This window comes from Shewanella japonica (genome assembly GCF_002075795.1).
Classification (GTDB): Bacteria; Pseudomonadota; Gammaproteobacteria; order Enterobacterales; family Shewanellaceae; genus Shewanella; species Shewanella japonica.
Genome location: NZ_CP020472.1, coordinates 3,765,039 through 3,784,929, shown reverse-complemented (window position 1 = coordinate 3,784,929; position 19,891 = coordinate 3,765,039). Strand labels below are relative to the sequence as shown.

Sequence of the window (19,891 nt, the reverse complement as noted above, 5' to 3'; positions counted from 1 at the left end):
GAAGTATAAGTGAGAAATTATGATGAGTACCTTTATAGCGGCCTTTGTCGTGTTGTTATTATTTTTCCTATTAATGTCTGTTGGCTACATTATTAAGCGTAAAGCTGTAGAAGGCAGTTGCGGTGGTCTTGGTGTTCTTGGCATCGAAAAAGCTTGTGATTGCGATGATCCGTGCGATAAAAGAAAACGTCGAATGGCGGAATCTGAGCGTGAAGCTAAGCTAAATCAGAACCGTATTATTTAACCTGTATCTCATCGCGATACTCAAAGCGATTTAGCGGATCTAGGTTAATTAAATAGCCCAATGAGGTTTATCTCATTGGGCTTTTTTATGTCTGAAATAGTTTGTCATCTCATTCGATACAAAATTTACAAAAATCTTTTTAGGTAACATTTTACGATTATTCTGTGATCAAGCGCATGTAGCGTTTTTGTGTTTTTACCCTATAACCGTGATTCCATTGAAGTTAACGGTATTTAAACTGAAGTGAAACTAGTTAATAACCTAAGTTGTAATGATAATGATTATCACTAATCAAGTGTATGATTTTAAAGGGTATTTGTAATTAATGAGCGCATGTACTATCCTGTTGGAAATTGATCCAGATCAATCTTGAATTAAAGGACAGAATTATGAAAGGCCACCCTAAAGTAATTAGTCAGCTGAATAAAGTGCTGACGTGTGAGTTAACTGCCATTAACCAGTATTTCCTACATGCACGCATGTTCAAACATTGGGGTTTAGAAAACCTGAATGAAAAAGAATACAAGAAATCGATTCAAGATATGAAGCATGCCGACAAGCTAATTGAGCGCGTGTTATTTCTGGAAGGATTACCCAATTTACAGCAACTCGATAAGTTACGTATTGGTGAGCATTGTGAAGAGATGCTTGATTGTGACGAGCAAGCGTTAACCGAGCAGCTTGTCGTACTGAAAGAAACCATCAAGTTGTGTGAAGCAGAGCGTGACTATGTGAGTCGTGATCTACTTGAAGATTTACTCGAAGATGAAGAAGAACATCTTGATTGGATTGAGTCTCAAAAAGAACTCATCAATCAAACAGGTATTCAAAATTACCTTCAATCACAAATTAAAGATTAATAGGAATTTAACATGAAAGGTCATCCAGAAGTTATTGCAGCGCTAAACGCACTATTAACCGGTGAATTGTCGGCGATGGATCAATATTTTGTTCATGCTCATATGTATGAAGATTGGGGATTTGATGAGTTATACACTCGTATTCTTCATGAATCAGACGATGAAAAAGCGCATGCTGCCAAGTTAGTACAACGTATTTTATTCTTAGAAGGTACTCCAGACGTTGCGAGTCGTGAAGCACTCAACATCGGTAAAGATGTTGAAGAGATGCTGAAAAATGATTTGAACTACGAGTATGCCGTTGCTGATCATTTACGTAAAGTCATTGCACTTTGTGAAGAAAAAGAAGATTTCCAAACTCGTGAAATCTTAGAAGTATTATTAGATGATACTGAATCAGATCATATGTACTGGTTAGAAAAACAAATTCGACTGATTGATCGTGTTGGATTACAGAACTATTTACAGACGAAAATGTAAAAAGTCACTGGTATTAAAAAGCCCAACAATGTTGGGCTTTTTTGTTTTTGTACTAAGTTACTTGGTGAAAAGGTCACTATATAAGGGCTTAGATAAAAAATGTGTAACAGACATCTCCGTAACTAAATCACCATGTTAAGTCGCAAACGCTCGTTGAAATAGCTAATACCGGTTCATTGATAAGCAGATTTGATTCAAATATCAGCGTTACTAGTGTTATTACACGGCACTGTTTATTTATACAGTGATTTTGTCCATCTGCTATGATAAATTAATTAATCAGTTAATGAGCTAGAAAGAGCTTGCTTGAAAATGGTCCGTAAAATTATTCATATCGACATGGATTGTTATTTTGCAGCGGTGGAGATGAGAGATTTTCCAGAATTGCGTGGCAAACCCTTAGCTGTGGGGGGCAGAAGCGATCGCAGGGGCGTGATCAGCACGTGTAATTATGAAGCTCGCCAGTTTGGTGTGCGCTCTGCTATGTCGAGTTATCAGGCGTTAAAATTATGCCCAGATCTCACTTTAGTGCCAGGTCGAATGGATGTCTATAAATCAATTTCCGTACAAATTAGAGCTATCTTTCATCGCTATACCGATTTAGTTGAACCTTTATCTTTAGATGAAGCTTATCTAGATGTCACGGACTGTCATGCCCACAAGGGCAGTGCCACTTTAATTGCTAAGGCGATTCGTCAAGAAATACTCGATGAAACCGGGTTAACAGCATCAGCAGGTGTTGCGCCCATTAAGTTTCTTGCCAAAATTGCTTCAGATTTAAATAAGCCTAATGGTCAGTATGTTATCCCTCCTGAAGATATTAACGCCTTCGTAAAGCCATTAACGCTGAACAAAATTCCTGGCGTAGGTAAAGTGACTTCGGCAAAGCTAGCCGCCCTTGGTCTAACAACCTGTGAAGATGTGCAACATTACCCAAGTGATAAACTGATTGCAGCATTTGGTAAATTTGGGCGAGTTCTGATTGAACGTGCGCAAGGTATCGACAATCGGACAATCAGCCCCAATCGAGTCAGGAAATCGGTCGGAGTTGAAACCACACTGGCACAAGATATTTTTACGCTTGATCAGTGCAATAATGTTATGCCGCAGTTAATTCAAGAACTCATTGCTCGAGTTCACCGCAGTGCAAAGGATAGGCAAATTCATAAGCAAGTTGTTAAGCTCAAGTTTAATGATTTTAAACAGACCACGATTGAACACCGTAGTGATGAAATATCATTGAACCTGTTTCATGATTTATTAAGCCAAGCTCTAGCGCGAGCAAATGGCAGGGGGATTCGTCTAGTCGGCGTGTCGGTCGGATTAGCTGATATTGAAATTGACACCAAGGATAAACAGTCGAACACTGAACAACTTGATTTAAACTTTTAAGCTGATGCGTATTTTACTGACTACTCGCTTCGCTTAAATGAAAAAGGCTGCCATTCTCAAGAGAATGGCAGCCTTTTTGACGTTTTTACTAATTAGTCTTTTGCTGGAATACGTTCAAGTACTGCAAGCAGTAACTCCCAGTATTGTCCAACGGTTGTGATATTAACCATCTCATCAGGACTATGTGGGAAGCGAATTGTAGGACCAATAGATACCATATCCATAGTCGGGTATGGCTCTTTAAACAGACCACATTCAAGACCTGCATGGATCACCATGATCGTAGGGTCTTTTTTATAAATGTCGTTATAAGTGTCACGAACTATCGCCATTACAGGCGAGTTATTGTCAGGTTTCCAGCCAGGGTATGCGCCTGAAAGTTCGATACTTGCACCTGATAAGTTAGCTAATGCTGTTAACTGAGTTTCGATTTCTTCACGACCGGAGTTTATTAACGAGCGGATAAGGCATAGGACTTCTACAGACTCATTTTCAGTGTTGATAACACCGACATTCAGTGATGTTTCTGTTACGCCTTCAACTTCATCACTCATACGCATAACGCCATTCGGGCAAGCATGAAGTAAGTCAATTAAGGTATTCTGCGCTTCTTCGCCGATGACCTTTTCTGGTGTCTCGATTGATTCAAGTGTCAGTAACATGTCAGGATCGGCAATCGATAGCTCTGCACGTACTAAGGCTTGGAACTCAGTAATCGCTTGTTCAAGTTTTACTTGGTTTTCACTAGGTAACATAAAGCTGATATTCGCTTCACGAGGAATCGCATTACGTAATGAACCACCAGTAAAGTTGACTAATTCAAGTGCTAAATCGTCCGCATAAATGAATAGGAATCGTGCTAATAATTTATTCGCATTACCACGACCTAAATGAATGTTCACACCAGAGTGACCACCTTTAAGTCCCGACAAGGTTAATTTGAAGCTAGCATTGGTTTGCTCAGGGGCTTGCCACGACATCGGCACGCTTATTTGCGCATCGACACCGCCAGCGCAACCCATATAAATTTCGCCTTCCTGTTCAGAATCGGTATTAATTAAAATATCAGCATCAAGCATGCCTGCTTCGAGTCCAAAAGCGCCGGTCATGCCAGCTTCTTCATCAATAGTTAACAAGACTTCTAATGGGCCATGTTTAATGTCATCAGCACCTAACACTGCAAGAGCTGATGCCATACCGATACCATTATCAGAGCCCAATGTGGTGCCGTTAGCTTTTACCCATTCACCATCGACATAGGCTTCAATAGGGTCTTTTTCAAAATCATGAACTTTGTCTGCATTTTTTTGCGGCACCATATCAATATGGGCTTGAAGTACTACGACTTTTCTATTTTCCATGCCTGGGTAGGCTGGTTTTTTGATGATAAGGTTACCGACCTTATCTTCAATAACGCTAAGATTTTTTGATTTTGCCCACTGTTGAATGTGTGCACTTAAAGCATGTTCAAACTTTGATGGATGCGGGATAGAACAAATTTGTTCGAACCATTGCCATAGTGGCTGAGGGTATAATTGATTAATCGCTGTCACGGAGACTCCCTTATAGTTATGAGGTGGGAATAGATGAACCACAGTTTACCATAATGAATTGTACAGACAGTGATCTGGGGGATTTGATTGTTCGAAACCTGACTAAAATCTGTAAATAAATATTAACCATTTTACAGAGTAAAAATATGTACTTTGCTCACTTATAGCCGCTATTATCAATGGATATAAAGCGCACTAAATTTCTCATACCTTACATAATAAAAATCAAAAGGAAGGCTCATGTTGCAAGCAAATGTTGTCGATGTAAAAAATGAAGATGCGATATTTGGAGGACAAGGCTGGGATGCCGTCATTGTTATCACCACTGACTTAAATGACATCAAGCAAGATGAAATTAAATTGTTAGCCAGTCACGGCAAACAAATTGATAACCGTATTGGCCAAAGTGCCACTTTATTATTTGCTCCGGGGTTAGCGGGTGGAAGGTTAATCATTTCCCCTGTAAGTGCAGCGTCTAATGAATACAGTGACGTTAGCGTGTTTGCTAAAGCGGCTAGAGAAGGACTTGCTATTGCAAAAAGTGCAGGCGCAGTTAAACCGTTATTAGTTGTTAATCAACAAAACCAAAGCCGCTACCAATATGCTCAACAAGTGTCAGCTTTAGCTTGTGGTCAAGAGTTATGGCAATCACTAGAGTTAAGAGAGGCGACTCAAGCTGAAGGGCAATCTATACAAGCATCAGTCACTGAAATTGGCTTGTTAACCAGTCAGTCTGAAGGTCATTCATTTAGTGATCTAATCAATGCTGTTGAAGCCGGTAAAATTTTAACTCGAGATCTGTGTGGTACAGAGCCTGAAAGAATGGCCGCCCCAGCTTTTGCTGATTATTGTGTTGATGCATTCACAGGATCTGGTTTATCTGTATCTGTAATAGAAGAGCAAGAAGAGCTTGAACGTGATTACCCATTACTTTGTGCGGTTGGACGGGCTTCTTTCTCGGTGCAAAGGCATCAACCACGCGTTGTCAAAGTTGAGTATGTGGGTGAAGGTACTATCGAAAAAACCTTATTCTTTGCTGGTAAAGGGGTGATCTACGATACCGGTGGTGCTGACATTAAAGTCGCAGGTGGTATGGCTGGCATGAGCCGAGATAAAGGTGGCGCTGCGGTAGTCGCAGGTTTAATGAAAACATTATCTATTCTAAAACCAAGAGGGCTGCGAGTCGTGGCCGAATTAGGGTTAGTCAGAAACAGTATTGGCAGTAATGCATTTGTCCCTGATGAAATTATTAAAAGTCATGCAGGTGTCAGGGTTCGCATTGGTAATACCGATGCAGAAGGGCGCCTAGTGTTGGCTGATTTATTGTCACATTTACGTATAAAAGCGACGACTGCAGTCAACCCTCAATTATTTTCTGTGGCAACATTAACTGGACACGTAGTACGTTGCTACGGCGGTTATACGGCTGTTGTAGAAAATGCTGTTGCAAAAAAAGTGGGCATTAGCCAAGACTTAGAGCAAATATCAGCCTTATGGGGTGAATCATTTGAGGTTTCAAGGTTGCGAAGTGATGACTTTAATAAAGTGAATAATATTTCTGGAGAAGGCGAATTATTATCATCCAATAATGGCCCATCAGCCATTACTGCTCGAGGACATCAATACCCTGCTGCCTTCTTAATAAATGCAGCAGGCCTTGATAACCATGGGTTAAATTCGTCACAACCTATGCCGTTCGCTCATATTGATATCGCAGGTAGTGCAACAGAAGGGCACCCTTTATACGGCAAACCGACAGGTGAACCTTTGGTAACTTTATTACAGAATGCGATAAAATAAGTATCTAGTTGTATTATTTTTGTTCAAACACTATATGTAGTGGCTTTGTCACTTAGGTGACAAAGCTTAATATTTATAAAATGACCAAAATCTGTAATAAATTTCCTTTTTTAAGGTTTTTTTTAAATAAATAAAATAATACTTGTAATTAAATTACATTTTGGTATTATTGTTCTCGTTGAAGAGCAACGGTGCTTTTCAATTCTAGTTAATCCAGGATGGATAAAGTCTCCAAGGAATCGAGTGATAAGTTGTCTCAACGGATTGAGAAAAGTAAGTTCCAAGGAACCGAGCCCAGCAAGACTAGGTTTTAAACAACTTTATTTGGAGTATTTACTATGTCTTATACAGGCAATCAATATATTTATTGGCAAAACACTTGGTTAAGTTCTAATGCTTTAGCTGGTGGTTTATATGCCATGACCTTCAAGGGCTAACCCATCCTTGATTGTAAGTTTGACCCGTATCAACCCTTTTTTCTGTCGTCTTTTAGACGAATTTAGACAAACGATAAATTAGTTCTCTATTGCTAATTTATATTGAAGTTTTATCACTTAATTGTGATGCAGTTTTCCTCTCCCCATACTGGAAAACTTTTTAACTTGTCAGCCTGCTCTTTGAGCAGGCTTTTTTTTTGCCTGCCTAACACGTCTTACTTCAAATCAAACGATTAAATTGTCTTTCTTACAAATATGAGTGTTTATAGTGTGAACATGGCTATACGCCATATAAATACCTATAATCGCGTTCATTAAAGTGTCATATTTTGATGTGCTTTCAGTCCGTTATTTGACCTTTAGCCCAATTAAATCACGCTTATTAACTCCCTTTTTTAAGGATTTACGTTTCATGTTAGAGAAACTGTTCAAGCTAAAAGAAAATCAATCTAGTTTAAAACAAGAAGTTATCGCAGGTATAACGACCTTTTTGACAATGGCTTACATTATTTTTGTCAATCCAATGATGTTAGCTGATGCAGGCATGGATCAAGGTGCTGTTTTTGTTGCGACTTGTTTAGCCGCTGCAATTGGTTGTCTTATTATGGGGTTGGTCGCTAATTATCCTATTGCTTTAGCTCCTGGAATGGGATTAAACGCCTTTTTCACTTACACCGTTGTAGGGGAAATGGGTTACAGCTGGGAAACAGCACTCGGCGCTGTGTTCATGTCTGGTATCTGTTTCTTAGTATTGTCGCTGGTAAAAATTCGAGAGTGGATTGTTAATAGTATTCCGATGAGTTTACGACTTGGTATTGCCGCAGGTATTGGTCTTTTTTTAGCTTTTATTGGCTTAAAAGCAGCGGGAATAGTCGTGGCGAGCCCAGCGACCTTAGTTACCATGGGAGATATTACGTCGTTTCCGGCTGTGATGGCGGCACTTGGTTTTTTCCTCATTATTGCAATGGTTCAGCGTGGACTTAAAGCATCGGTTATTTTGAGTATTTTCATTGTTACCATTCTTGGTTTGATTTTTGGTGATGTCACTTATGGCGGCATTGTGTCTATGCCGCCTTCAGTTGCGCCGACATTCATGAAAATGGACCTGTCTAGCGTACTGGAAATCAGTATGATTTCGGTGATTTTTGCGTTCTTATTTGTCGATTTATTTGATACATCAGGTACGCTGGTTGCAGTTGCTCAGCGTGGTGGCTTTTTAGATGAGCAAGGCCGCCTTCCAAGAGTCAAGCGTGCATTAAGTGCTGACAGTTTAGCGACAGTGGCTGGTGCGACTTTAGGTACATCAACAACAACCAGTTATATTGAAAGTACAGCTGGGGTGAGCGCTGGTGGAAGAACCGGCTTAACCGCGGTTGTCGTTGGTCTTTTGTTTATTCTTTCTTTGTTTTTTGCCCCGTTAGCAGGGATGGTTCCGGCTTATGCGACTAGTGGTGCATTATTTTATGTTGCCATTTTAATGATGTCTGGTTTAGTCAATGTGGAATGGGAAGATCTTACAGAAGCAGCACCAGTGGTGATAGTGTGCTTACTAATGCCATTGACGTTTTCTATCGCTAATGCGATAGGTTTTGGCTTTATCTCATATGCCGTCATTAAGGTATTAACGGGCCGCTTTAAAGATCTTAACTTAGGGATTTTATTCATCGCATTATTGTTTTTAGCTAAATTCATTTATGGCTAAAATGGTATGTAGCAGTCGTTATCGCGTGTAAAGCAATATTCGATGGCTTTGTTATGTTTATATTAAGGGTTATGCAATGCATAGCCCTTTTTTGTGCGTCATCTAAAATTTAACAGTGAATATATTTATCCCTAGTAATGGATAGCTGTTATTTTCTGTATTTATTAGGTATAAAAATCTTTCATTAAACAATTTTTGTTGGGATAAGGTACAAATGGGTTACCAGCGGATCGTAATCAAGTTAGGCACCAGTGTGCTCACATCAGGCAGCAGAAGCCTTGATAAAGCGCATATGGTTGAATTGGCTAGACAAATGGCTTTGTTAATGCACTCAGGCGTTGAAGTCGTATTATGTACTTCAGGCGCAATAGCTGCCGGACGTGAACATCTGCAATACCCCGTACTTCCCGATACGATGCCCAATAAGCAATTGTTAGCAGCCGTAGGGCAAAGCCAGCTGATTTTAGCTTGGTCTGAATTGTTCAGCATATACGGTCTGCATGTCGGACAGTTATTACTGACTCGTGCAGACTTGCGAGATAGAGAGAGATACCTTAACGCTAGAGATACGCTCAACGCCTTGCTAGATAATAATATTATTCCAATCATTAATGAAAATGATGCGGTTGCGACTAACGAAATTAAAGTTGGCGATAACGATAATTTATCCGCTCGCGCAGCACTACTTTGTGACGCAGATTTATTGGTGTTATTAACGGATCAAAAGGGTTTATTTGATGCTGACCCTCGAACCAACCCTGATGCCAAGCTTATCTCGTCGGTAAAAAATATTGATGCTGATTTACGCTCGCTCGCTGGCGGGGCTGTTTCAGGGTTGGGCACGGGAGGAATGGCGACAAAGCTCGAAGCGGCTGACATTGCTAGACGTGCAGGCATTGAGGTCGTTATAGCTTCTGGGCATCATCTCAATGTCATCACAAAAGTGGCCAATAAAGAACCCGTAGGAACACATTTTAGTGCTATTGATAATCCGCTAGAAAGTCGCAAACAATGGATTTTAGCAGGTCCAGCATCAGAAGGGCGCTTAGTGTTGGATTCTGGCGCATCAGTTGCCGTCACACAAAACGGTAGAAGTTTATTATCAAAAGGCATTATAAAAGTAGAAGGCAAATTTGAGCGTGGTGCGCCGATAATGTTAGTCGATGAAAAAGGTAAGGTACTCGCAAAAGGGATGAGCCGATATTGTGCAAGTGCTTTAGCTTTAATCGCAGGTAAACACTCAAACGAGATAGAAAGTTTACTCGGTTATAACTATGGCGTGGCCGTTGTACATCGTAATGACATGGTATTACTAGATGAATAATTTACAGGACAAAAAAATGTCGAATCAGCAATATTTGCAAACATTAGGTCAGCAAGCTAAAACTGCAAGTTTTCAACTAGCTAATCTATCAAGCCAACAAAAATCAGCACTACTACATTGCATTAGCGAACAACTGACATTGAATACTGATGCGATATTATCTGCCAATGCTAAAGATGTCGCAGCAGCTAAGCAGAATGGGCTAACTGATGCGATGATTGATCGTTTATTACTTGATAAACCAAGATTGGCAGGCATTATTGCGGATATTGATAATGTCATTAATCTAGCAGATCCTGTTGGTAGTGAGTCGGCAAGTCAATTGTTAGATAATGGCTTACGCCTTACCCAACGCAGAGTGCCTTTAGGTGTCGTTGGGGTTATTTATGAAGCACGTCCCAATGTGACAGTAGATATTGCAGTATTAGCACTTAAAACGGGTAATGCCGTTATCTTGCGTGGCGGTAAAGAAACGCTCACCTCAAACCAAGTGTTAAGTGATGTCATTCGCCAAGCCCTGCGAATTCAAGGTTTGCCAGAAGATGCTGTGCAGCTGATTAATTCAACCGATCGTGAACTCGTAACTGGCTTACTGACATTAGATCAATATGTAGACATGATTATTCCTCGTGGTGGTCAAACTTTGCAGCGCTTATGTGCTGAAAAAGCCAGTATTCCTGTCATTTTAGGTGGGATTGGTATTTGTCATTTATACCTGGATAAAATGGCCGATCTCAGTCGCAGTGCAGAAGTGATCATTAACGCTAAAGTACAACGCCCTACTGTATGTAATGCGCTAGATACTTTGTTGATTCATGAAGCGATTGCTGCAGAATACTTACCTAGATTATTTGAAGAAATGGCCGCATTAGGGGTGAGTTTTTATACCTGTGATAAAACCAAAGCCTTAGTTGATAGCCCTGCTTTTGAGCTACATTCAGCAACTGATGAGAGCTATTCTACAGAGTGGTTATCCTTGACCTTAGGTGTCAAAGTCGTCAGTAATATTGATGATGCTATTGAGCATATTAGAAAGCATTCAAGCGGACACTCAGAAGCCATTTTATCTGATGATATTCATGCAACGACCCATTTTTTGAATGAAGTTGATTCTGCTGCTGTGTATGTCAATGCCAGTACTAGGTTCACCGATGGCTCTCAATTTGGCTTAGGAGCTGAAGTTGCCGTAAGTACACAAAAGTTACATGCCCGTGGACCAATGGCGTTGGATGCATTAACGACCTATAAATGGCTTGCAACTGGCGATTACACAGCAAGAAAATGAGTTGGGGTTTCGACTTCGTTTTTATACAAAAAGCACTTCGGTGCTTTTTTGTTTTAGCAATGTGGAAAAGCTAATGACTTGAATGCAGAAAGTAACTGCTAGATCTACATATTATAAATAAGATGGCTGGGCATAGGAGGGATAGAGAGCCTTAAATAAGTGGCATAACCCCAAACGCACAAGCTGGCTAAAGTCATAAAGATGGCAACGATGCGAGTTGCTTGAACATATTCTTTTAGCAATGGAAAGTATTTGTCTTGAGTCTTATTTGTAAAATACACCGCAGGGAATACAAAAACACATAGGTACATCGCTGGAAATTGTGTCGAAATATCGCCATTTAACAGTTCGTAGAATATGATTAATGCAGTGACCACTAAACTGCTAAGCCTTATTTTTCGCTCAATCGTATCGCTTAAATTCCAACGTGGCATTCCCATTGCCCAGTTCTCCATGTAGTTGAATATTTGTACAATATATTAGTAGCAAGTAATGATGAAGCAATCAACTATCAATAAGAGGATGTACCAGTTGAATGTTAGCTTAATCGAGCTTATCGCTGTTTTATTACGGGTTATTAGTTTTTAGTAATCGAGGTAATAATTTTTGCAGCATTAAGCCCGTCAAAATAAAACACAAGCCAATGTAGGTGCTAATGGTTATGTGCTCTTTTAAGATAACAGCAATAAGGCCAACAGATAATACAGGCGTTAAAAAAACTAAGGTGGTAATGTTGGCCGTTTTCTGTGTTGTTTTAAGTGCCATTAGCCACAACACGAAAGTTAACCCCATCTCGAACAAACCAACATACATGCCAGCCCCTAGAGCTTGCCAACTGATGGATTCAATAGGTTGGTGTAACATCATTGCCACAGTGACAAATGGCAAACCAATTAAGAAACTGAGCAACAGGCTAACGATTGCATCACCATCATCTTTAGTATTAATAACCCAGTAAAGGCACCAAATCACTGTGCTACTTAATACAAAGGCTATTCCTGTAGGGCTTTCGAAATTAAATTCACGGATATTGCCGCCTGTGGCAATAACATACACTCCGGCATAAGCGATGATTGCCGCAACAGAATCTATCTTAGTGAGCTTATGACCTAATAAAGGCACAGCTAATATCGGTAATAAAATTGCCCAAGTATAGTTGAGTGACAACGCTTGTTGCGCTGGTAGAAGATCATAAGCTTCAAATAACACATAGTAATAAAGAAAAGGGTTTAACAGTCCCGTAAACAAATAAAATAACGGACGACGTTTCAATTGCTTTGAGATTAAAGTGAGTTTTCCTTGAAAGGTGACAATAATGCCAAGAGCAAGTATTGATGTCATCACGGCAACAAATACAAGTTGCAATGGGGTGAAGTAGCCTAATGCAATTTTGAATGCTGTGGCGACAGTTGACCAAAGTAACACAGCCAGCAGGCCATATAGGTATGCGAGAGTAGTATTTGACACGGCCTTTCCAGTGAAATGATGAGGTTGCTATCGGTTAATGTGAGGATTGTATGCAATATGCAAAAGTGGTGCACGGTTTATTTATCGATCCTTAATATATTTTTAATAAAAATTTCGATCTTCCCCCTTGTAATTCAGATCGCTGTCCCAATATATGCATTAAGGCTGATATGAGAGGCTAAAAAATTAGGACTTGAAATTAATAATCCTGACCCCATATCAACAACCATAAGCAAATTAGTAACACTAAAATTTATATTTCGGAGATCCTCATGGGCAAAATTATTGGTATTGACTTAGGCACAACAAACTCTTGTGTAGCTGTCCTTGATGGCGACAAAGCTCGCGTAATTGAGAATGCTGAAGGCGAACGTACTACTTCTTCTATCATCGCATACACTGAAGATGAAACATTGGTAGGTTCACCAGCTAAACGTCAAGCGGTTACCAACCCAACTAACACTTTCTTCGCGATTAAGCGTTTAATCGGTCGTCGTTTTAAAGATGACGAAGTTCAACGTGACGTAGACGTCATGCCTTTCAAAATCATTGGTACAGACAATGGTGATGCATGGGTTGAAGCACACGGTAAGAAAATGGCTCCACCACAAGTTTCTGCTGAAATCTTGAAAAAGATGAAAAAGACTGCAGAAGACTTTTTAGGTGAAGAAGTAACAGAAGCAGTTATTACTGTTCCTGCATACTTTAACGATTCACAACGTCAAGCAACTAAAGATGCTGGTCGTATTGCTGGTCTTGATGTTAAACGTATCATCAACGAACCAACTGCTGCTGCACTTGCTTACGGTATCGATAAGAAACAAGGCGACAACGTTGTTGCTGTATACGATTTAGGTGGTGGTACTTTCGATATCTCTATCATTGAAATCGATAGCAACGACGGTGACCAAACGTTCGAAGTACTTGCTACTAACGGTGACACTCACTTAGGTGGTGAAGATTTCGATAACCGTTTAATTAACTACTTAGCTGATGAGTTCAAAAAAGAACAAGGTCTAGATTTACGTAATGACCCATTAGCAATGCAACGTGTTAAAGAAGCAGCTGAAAAAGCTAAGATTGAACTTTCAAGCACAACTCAAACTGAAGTTAACCTGCCATACATCACTGCTGATGCAACAGGTCCTAAGCATTTAGTTGTTAAAGTGACTCGCGCTAAATTAGAGTCTTTAGTTGAAGATCTAATTCAACGTTCTTTAGAGCCGTTAAAAGTTGCGTTAGCAGATGCAGACTTATCAGTATCTGACATCAATGAAGTTATCTTAGTTGGTGGTCAAACACGTATGCCTAAAGTACAGGCTGCAGTAACTGATTTCTTCGGTAAAGAGCCACGTAAAGACGTTAACCCTGATGAAGCTGTTGCAGTAGGTGCGGCAATTCAAGCAGGTGTTCTTTCTGGTGATGTGAAAGATGTATTGTTACTTGACGTAACACCACTTTCATTCGGTATCGAAACTATGGGTAGTGTAATGACTCGTCTAATCGAGAAAAACACCACTATCCCAACAAAAGCATCGCAAACGTTCTCAACTGCTGATGACAACCAAGCTGCTGTGACTATTCACGTATTGCAAGGTGAGCGTAAGCAAGCGAGCTACAACAAATCTTTAGGTCAATTTAACCTTGAAGGTATTGAGCCAGCTCCACGTGGTCAGCCACAAATTGAAGTTGTATTCGACATTGATGCCGATGGTATCTTAAACGTGTCTGCAACGGATAAGAAAACGGGCAAAGCGCAAAACATCACCATCAAGGCAAACTCTGGTTTATCTGATGAAGAAGTAGAGCAAATGGTTCGTGATGCTGAAGCGCATGCTGATGAAGATGCTAAATTCGAAGAGCTAGTTCAAGCACGTAACCAAGCTGATGGTATGGTTCACGCTACGAAGAAGCAAATCGAAGAAGCGGGTGACGCATTACCAAGCGAAGACAAAGAGAAAATTGAAGCTGCAATGGCTGAAGTTGATACCGCAACTAAAGGTAACGACAAAGAAGCAATTGATAAAGCGACACAAGCATTAATGGAAGCATCTGCTAAGTTAATGGAAATTGCTCAAGCAAATGCACAAGCACAACAAGGTGAAGCGCCTGCACAAGATGCTCAAGAAGCTAAGCCTGAAGATGACGTTGTTGATGCTGAGTTTGAAGAAGTAAAAGACGACAAAAAGTAAGCTAAATTTTTAGTTAACTTTCAGGCGGGCGTTGGGAGAAATCTCTAACGCCCGTTCGTACAATACCTGCTTGAGAAAACTGAGATTATGTCAAAGCGAGATTATTACGAAGTTCTTGGTATCGGTCGTGATGCCAGTGAACGAGAAATCAAAAAAGCCTATAAACGTTTGGCGATGAAGTTTCATCCAGACCGTAACCCTGGCGATCAAGAAGCTGAAGCAAGCTTTAAAGAAGTAAAAGAAGCTTACGAAATTCTCACCGATGCCAATAAAAAAGCGGCTTATGATCAATTTGGTCATGCTGGTGTAGATCCTAACCGTGGCGGCGGCCATGGTGGTGCAGGCGATTTCGGTGATATCTTCGGTGATGTGTTTGGCGATATCTTTGGCGGCGGACGTCGTGGCGGTGGTCAGCGTCAAGCAGCTCGAGGCAGTGACTTACGTTACAACCTTGAACTTTCGCTTGAAGAAGCCGTTCGTGGCCTTACAAAAGAATTACGCATTCCTACGTTAGCATCTTGTGATAGCTGTGACGGTAGCGGTGCTAATAAAGGTTCTTCAGCAACGACTTGTGGCACGTGTCATGGCCAAGGCCAAGTACAAATGCGTCAAGGTTTCTTTGCTGTTCAGCAAGCCTGTCCAACTTGTCATGGTCGCGGTAAGATCATTAAAGACCCATGTAAGAAATGTCATGGTGAAGGTCGTGTTGAAAAGAGCAAAACCTTATCAGTTAAGATCCCTGCTGGTGTTGATACTGGTGACCGTATTCGTTTATCTGGTGAAGGTGAAGCGGGTGAGTTTGGTGCACCTCCTGGAGATTTATATGTTCAGGTTAGTGTACGTGACCATGCAATCTTCACTCGAGATGGTAATAACCTTTATTGTGAAGTGCCAATCTCATTCAGCAAAGCTGCATTAGGTGGCGAAATCGAAGTTCCGACCTTAGATGGCAAAGTGAACCTTAAGATCCCTACAGAAACTCAAACGGGCCGTATGTTCCGTATGCGTGGTAAAGGGGTTAAGTCTGTACGCAGTCATGCCGTTGGCGATTTGCTGTGTAAGGTGGTAATGGAAACGCCTGTTAACTTAAATGAGAAACAAAAAGAATTACTTCGCGAATTTGAATCGACCTTAACAGGCGAGTCAAAGAAGCATAGCCCAAAGGCTGAAGGATTCTTTGATGGTGTTAAGAAGTTCTTTCACGATTTAAATAGCTAATTGTGATTAACTGAACTCACTCATTGAGTATCAAAAAACTGCTTACTTCGGTAAGCAGTTTTTTTTTGATTTTCGAACAGCGCTTCCTTTCTTTGTTGACTTAGATGAAAAGAGGCAGCAATAGAGCCGTGCATTTAAACCGCGCTTTGGTTTAAAATAATGCATATAAATACAGAGTTATCTCACCAATAAGAATTATTTTAAAGGATATAAAATGAACAAGTTAGTGCCGCTGTTATTTATTTCGCTGTTGATGTCAGCGTGTGCCACCCATAAATCTCCCACTGGTCGTAGTCAAATGTTGTTATTTGATAAAAATAAAATGAGCCAGATGGGTGAACAATCTTTTGTTGCCATGAAAAAATCTGAAAAAATTAGTCAAGATAAGCAAAAAACGGCATATGTAAATTGCGTTGCCAATAGAATAACAGCGGTACTACCTGACCAAACCCAGCAATGGGAAGTGGTACTTTTTGACTCAAAGCAGGTAAATGCTTTCGCTTTACCTGGTGGATACATTGGTGTTTATACCGGGTTACTTGAGGTCGCTGCGGACCAAGATCAGTTAGCAACTGTCGTTGGTCACGAAGTTGCCCATGTTCTTGCTCGACACGGCAATGAGCAAGTTTCTCGCTCACAGATGACGAACACGGGTATTCAACTTGCTGACGTTGCTTTAGGTGCTGGTGGTGTCGCGAATAAAGATTTGTATATGGCGGGACTGGGTTTAGGGGCACAAGTTGGCATTTTATTACCGTTTGGACGAGATCAAGAAAGTGAAGCTGATGAGCTGGGCTTAGAGTTAATGGCTAAAGCGGGTTTTAATCCAGCAATGAGTGTCACTTTATGGCAAAACATGGCCAAAGCGGGTGGTGAACAAGGGCCTGAATTGTTTTCAACTCACCCGTCACACTCTACACGAATAGCTGATTTACAAGCACTTCAAGACAAAGTATCCCCGTTATATCTGGCTGCAAAAAAACAGTCATTGCCCCAATGTAAATAAGGCTTATGAAAAATAGTCAATATCACCGCAGATTAGCCTACATCAGGTGGTAAAGTGTGCTAAACTGCCCCGCAAATTTTAACTGATGAATTGAGAGTAAATAAGTTATGTCAGAGTTCAACACAATGGAACAGCAAGCAAGTTATGGTGTAGGTCGTCAAATGGGTGAGCAACTTGCAGCTAACTCTTTCGAAGGTATCGATATCCCTGCTGTACAAGCTGGTCTAGCGGATGCGTTTGAAGGTAAAGAAAGCGCTGTTGCAATGGAAGACTTACAAGTGGCTTTCACTGAAATCAGCCGTCGTTTACAAGCTGCTCAAGAAGAAGCTGCTGAAGCTGCTTCTGCAGAAGGCGAAAACTTCCTAGCTGAAAATGCTAAACGTGACGAAGTTACTGTGACTGACTCAGGTCTTCAGTACGAAGTGATCACACAAGGTGAAGGTGAGAAGCCAACACTTGATTCTACTATTCGTGCACATTACCACGGTACTTTCATCAACGGTGACGTTTTCGATAGCTCTGTGACTCGTGGTGAGCCAGCTGAATTCCCAGTGCCTGGTGTTATCGCAGGTTGGACTGAAGCATTACAACTAATGCCAGTTGGTACTAAGCTTAAATTATTCGTTCCACAACACTTAGCTTACGGCGAACGTGGTGCTGGTGCTTCAATCCCGCCATTCTCGGCGTTGGTATTCGAAGTTGAATTATTAGCAATCGTTTAATGATAAACGCCTAAGTTAATCTTAGGCGTTTTTGTATCACTGGGAGAAAGACATGACTGCAAAAGTAAGAGTCGCTGTTGTTGGTGCCAGTGGCCGTATGGGTCGCACATTGATTGAAGCTGCTAAGCAACATGAAATGATTTATTTAGGTGCCGCAGTTGAGCGTAAAGGCTCTACACTTATAGGTGTAGATGCTGGTGAACTCGCTGGCGTTGGTACTATGAATGTCGCGATTACAGATTCATTAGACATTGCATCAGAACACTTTGATGTATTAATTGATTTTACCTCGCCAGAATCGTCTCTTGTTCACCTTGAATGGTGTTCAAAGAATAATAAAGCGATTGTGATTGGCACAACAGGTTTTAATCATGCTCAAAAAGAAATGATTAACGCCTTTGCCGAGCAAACTCCTGTTGTTTTTGCCCCTAATATGTCTGTTGGTGTGAATTTAACCCTAAAATTATTAGAGTTAACCGCTAAAGTGATGGGTGATTACACTGATATCGAGATAACCGAAGGTCATCATCGATTTAAAAAAGATGCTCCTTCAGGTACGGCATTAAAAATGGGTGAGGTAATAGCCGACACTCTAGGTCGTGATCTTGAAGAATGTGCTGTTTATGGTCGTGAAGGTATGACCGGAGAGCGTGATAGGAATACGATTGGCTTTTCTACTATTCGTGCCGGCGATATCGTTGGTGACCACACAGTGATGTTTGCTGATATTGGTGAACGAGTAGAAATAACCCATAAAGCGACCAGTCGAATGACATTTGCTAATGGTGCAATGCGTGCAGCCTATTGGTTATCCGATCAGGATTCAGGCTTGTATGACATGCAGCAAGTATTAGGTCTCAATTAATATTTAAAAAAACCACCGTTGGTGGTTTTTTTTTGGAAATTATTTTTCCCAAAATAAAATAACTAAGCATAGACGCTTTAACTTAATTCATATAAAATCGCTGGAATTTGCCAAAATTTTGTAAATTGGTGGATTTGTAAAAATTAAATACAAATAATTTCAGTGGCTTGGCTCTTATTTTTTGGAGGTCGCGTTGACACAGTCTGCCTTACTCGTACTCGAAGATGGAACCGTTTTCTCTGGCACAGCAATTGGTGCCGATGGACTCACTGTTGGTGAAGTAGTATTCAATACTTCAATGACAGGCTATCAAGAGATTCTAACGGATCCGTCATATTCTCGCCAGATCGTAACTTTAACTTACCCTCATATTGGTAATACCGGCACAAATGATGAAGATACTGAATCTGATTCAGTTCATGCTTGTGGTCTTATCATCCGAGATTTACCTCTATTAGCCAGCAACTTCCGTAACCAACAATCATTAAGTGATTACTTAAAATCAAATAATGTTGTCGGCATCGCGGATATCGATACCCGTAAATTAACCCGTATTTTACGTGAAAAGGGTGCGCAAGCCGGTTGTATTATGGTTGGCGATATCGATGAAGCTAAAGCATTAGCTGCAGCAAAGGCATTCCCTGGTTTAAAAGGCATGGACTTAGCCAAAGAAGTGACGACTGAGTCTACTTATCAATGGCGTAAAGCTAGCTGGCGTTTAGTTGGCGGTTTACCTGATGAGACACCAGCATCAGAACTTAAATATAAAGTTGTTGCTTTCGATTACGGTATTAAGCGTAACATTTTACGTATGTTAGTTGACCGTGGTTGTGATGTGACTGTGGTACCTGCTCAAACTTCTGCTGCAGAAGTATTAGCAATGAATCCAGATGGTATATTCCTGTCAAACGGTCCAGGTGACCCAGAGCCATGCGATTATGCGATTACAGCCATTCAAGAAATTCTAAAGACTGACATTCCAGTGTTTGGTATTTGTTTAGGTCACCAGTTACTTGCACTAGCATCTGGGGCTAAAACATTAAAAATGAAGTTTGGTCATCATGGTGCCAACCATCCTGTCAGCAATATCGAAAAAGGTAATGTGATGATCACCAGCCAAAACCATGGTTTTGCTGCTGATGAAGCGACGTTACCAGCGAATATTAAAGTGACACATAAGTCATTATTTGATGGGTCATTACAAGGTATTCACCTGACTGATAAACCTGCGTTTAGTTTCCAAGGGCATCCAGAAGCGAGCCCTGGACCGACGGATGCATCACCTTTGTTTGATCATTTCATTGAATTGATTGAGCAATTTCGTCAAAACACTAAATAGTTAGG

17 protein-coding genes are annotated in these 19,891 nt (G+C 40.7%); 14 read left to right on the top strand and 3 right to left on the bottom strand.

The genetic code is table 11. The annotated features are described in order from the left end of the window. Window positions 1-22 precede the first annotated feature (22 nt). The 4 genes from nqrM to dinB all read left to right on the top strand — a co-directional run bounded on the left by nqrM (window position 23) and on the right by dinB (window position 2,976). Window positions 23-244: a (Na+)-NQR maturation NqrM gene (nqrM, locus tag SJ2017_RS16225; protein ID WP_055023787.1), complete on the top strand. Its 222-nt coding sequence runs from the start codon at window positions 23-25 to the stop codon at window positions 242-244. Between the two features lie 389 nt (window positions 245-633). After that, window positions 634-1,104 (top strand): bacterioferritin, encoded by a 471-nt coding sequence (gene bfr / locus SJ2017_RS16220; RefSeq protein ID WP_055023686.1) that lies wholly within the window; start codon window positions 634-636, stop codon window positions 1,102-1,104. Between the two features lie 12 nt (window positions 1,105-1,116). Further along, complete coding sequence (gene bfr / locus SJ2017_RS16215) at window positions 1,117-1,584, top strand: bacterioferritin (RefSeq protein WP_080916423.1); 468 nt, start codon at window positions 1,117-1,119, stop codon at window positions 1,582-1,584. Between the two features lie 312 nt (window positions 1,585-1,896). Continuing rightward, window positions 1,897-2,976, top strand: coding sequence for a DNA polymerase IV (dinB, locus tag SJ2017_RS16210; RefSeq protein ID WP_080916422.1), 1,080 nt, complete (start codon window positions 1,897-1,899; stop codon window positions 2,974-2,976). A gap of 92 nt (window positions 2,977-3,068) precedes the next feature. Here the strand turns inward: dinB and SJ2017_RS16205 are convergent, their stop codons facing one another. Next, the gene (locus tag SJ2017_RS16205; RefSeq protein ID WP_065108666.1) at window positions 3,069-4,529 is read right to left on the bottom strand and encodes an aminoacyl-histidine dipeptidase; all 1,461 of its coding nucleotides are present in this window, start codon (window positions 4,527-4,529) and stop codon (window positions 3,069-3,071) included. A 240-nt stretch (window positions 4,530-4,769) separates the two neighbouring features. Between SJ2017_RS16205 and SJ2017_RS16200 the strand changes: the two genes are divergently transcribed. From SJ2017_RS16200 to SJ2017_RS16185, 4 genes are all read left to right on the top strand, one after another. Next, window positions 4,770-6,329, top strand: a complete 1,560-nt coding sequence (locus tag SJ2017_RS16200) for a M17 family metallopeptidase (protein WP_080916421.1) — start codon at window positions 4,770-4,772, stop codon at window positions 6,327-6,329. Between the two features lie 849 nt (window positions 6,330-7,178). Further along, a complete protein-coding gene (locus SJ2017_RS16195) occupies window positions 7,179-8,468 on the top strand; it encodes an NCS2 family permease (RefSeq protein ID WP_080916420.1) in 1,290 nt (429 codons plus the stop codon). 214 nt (window positions 8,469-8,682) lie between these two features. Continuing rightward, complete coding sequence (gene proB, locus SJ2017_RS16190) at window positions 8,683-9,792, top strand: glutamate 5-kinase (RefSeq protein WP_080916418.1); 1,110 nt, start codon at window positions 8,683-8,685, stop codon at window positions 9,790-9,792. A 16-nt stretch (window positions 9,793-9,808) separates the two neighbouring features. Beyond that, on the top strand, window positions 9,809-11,077 hold the full coding sequence (locus tag SJ2017_RS16185; RefSeq protein ID WP_080917503.1) for a glutamate-5-semialdehyde dehydrogenase: 1,269 nt from the start codon (window positions 9,809-9,811) through the stop codon (window positions 11,075-11,077). 104 nt (window positions 11,078-11,181) lie between these two features. Here SJ2017_RS16185 and SJ2017_RS16180 read toward each other — a convergent pair whose 3' ends face one another. After that, window positions 11,182-11,511 (bottom strand): hypothetical protein, encoded by a 330-nt coding sequence (locus SJ2017_RS16180; RefSeq protein WP_225442089.1) that lies wholly within the window; start codon window positions 11,509-11,511, stop codon window positions 11,182-11,184. 133 nt (window positions 11,512-11,644) lie between these two features. Further along, on the bottom strand, window positions 11,645-12,544 hold the full coding sequence (locus SJ2017_RS16175) for a DMT family transporter (protein WP_080916417.1): 900 nt from the start codon (window positions 12,542-12,544) through the stop codon (window positions 11,645-11,647). A 272-nt stretch (window positions 12,545-12,816) separates the two neighbouring features. Here SJ2017_RS16175 and dnaK point away from each other — a divergent pair, with 272 nt between their 5' ends. The 6 genes from dnaK to carA all read left to right on the top strand — a co-directional run bounded on the left by dnaK (window position 12,817) and on the right by carA (window position 19,886). Continuing rightward, entirely contained in the window at window positions 12,817-14,736 is a 1,920-nt protein-coding gene (gene dnaK / locus SJ2017_RS16170; RefSeq protein WP_080916415.1) for a molecular chaperone DnaK, read from the top strand. An 87-nt stretch (window positions 14,737-14,823) separates the two neighbouring features. Continuing rightward, window positions 14,824-15,954: a molecular chaperone DnaJ gene (dnaJ, locus tag SJ2017_RS16165; protein ID WP_055023696.1), complete on the top strand. Its 1,131-nt coding sequence runs from the start codon at window positions 14,824-14,826 to the stop codon at window positions 15,952-15,954. A 214-nt stretch (window positions 15,955-16,168) separates the two neighbouring features. Beyond that, window positions 16,169-16,960, top strand: coding sequence for a M48 family metallopeptidase (locus SJ2017_RS16160; protein WP_080916413.1), 792 nt, complete (start codon window positions 16,169-16,171; stop codon window positions 16,958-16,960). 107 nt (window positions 16,961-17,067) lie between these two features. Beyond that, window positions 17,068-17,682 (top strand): BamJ family beta-barrel-assembly machinery protein, encoded by a 615-nt coding sequence (locus tag SJ2017_RS16155; RefSeq protein WP_080916411.1) that lies wholly within the window; start codon window positions 17,068-17,070, stop codon window positions 17,680-17,682. A gap of 52 nt (window positions 17,683-17,734) precedes the next feature. Beyond that, complete coding sequence (dapB, locus tag SJ2017_RS16150; RefSeq protein WP_055023699.1) at window positions 17,735-18,547, top strand: 4-hydroxy-tetrahydrodipicolinate reductase; 813 nt, start codon at window positions 17,735-17,737, stop codon at window positions 18,545-18,547. A gap of 181 nt (window positions 18,548-18,728) precedes the next feature. Then, a complete protein-coding gene (gene carA / locus SJ2017_RS16145; RefSeq protein WP_119968453.1) occupies window positions 18,729-19,886 on the top strand; it encodes a glutamine-hydrolyzing carbamoyl-phosphate synthase small subunit in 1,158 nt (385 codons plus the stop codon). Window positions 19,887-19,891: the final 5 nt, after the last annotated feature.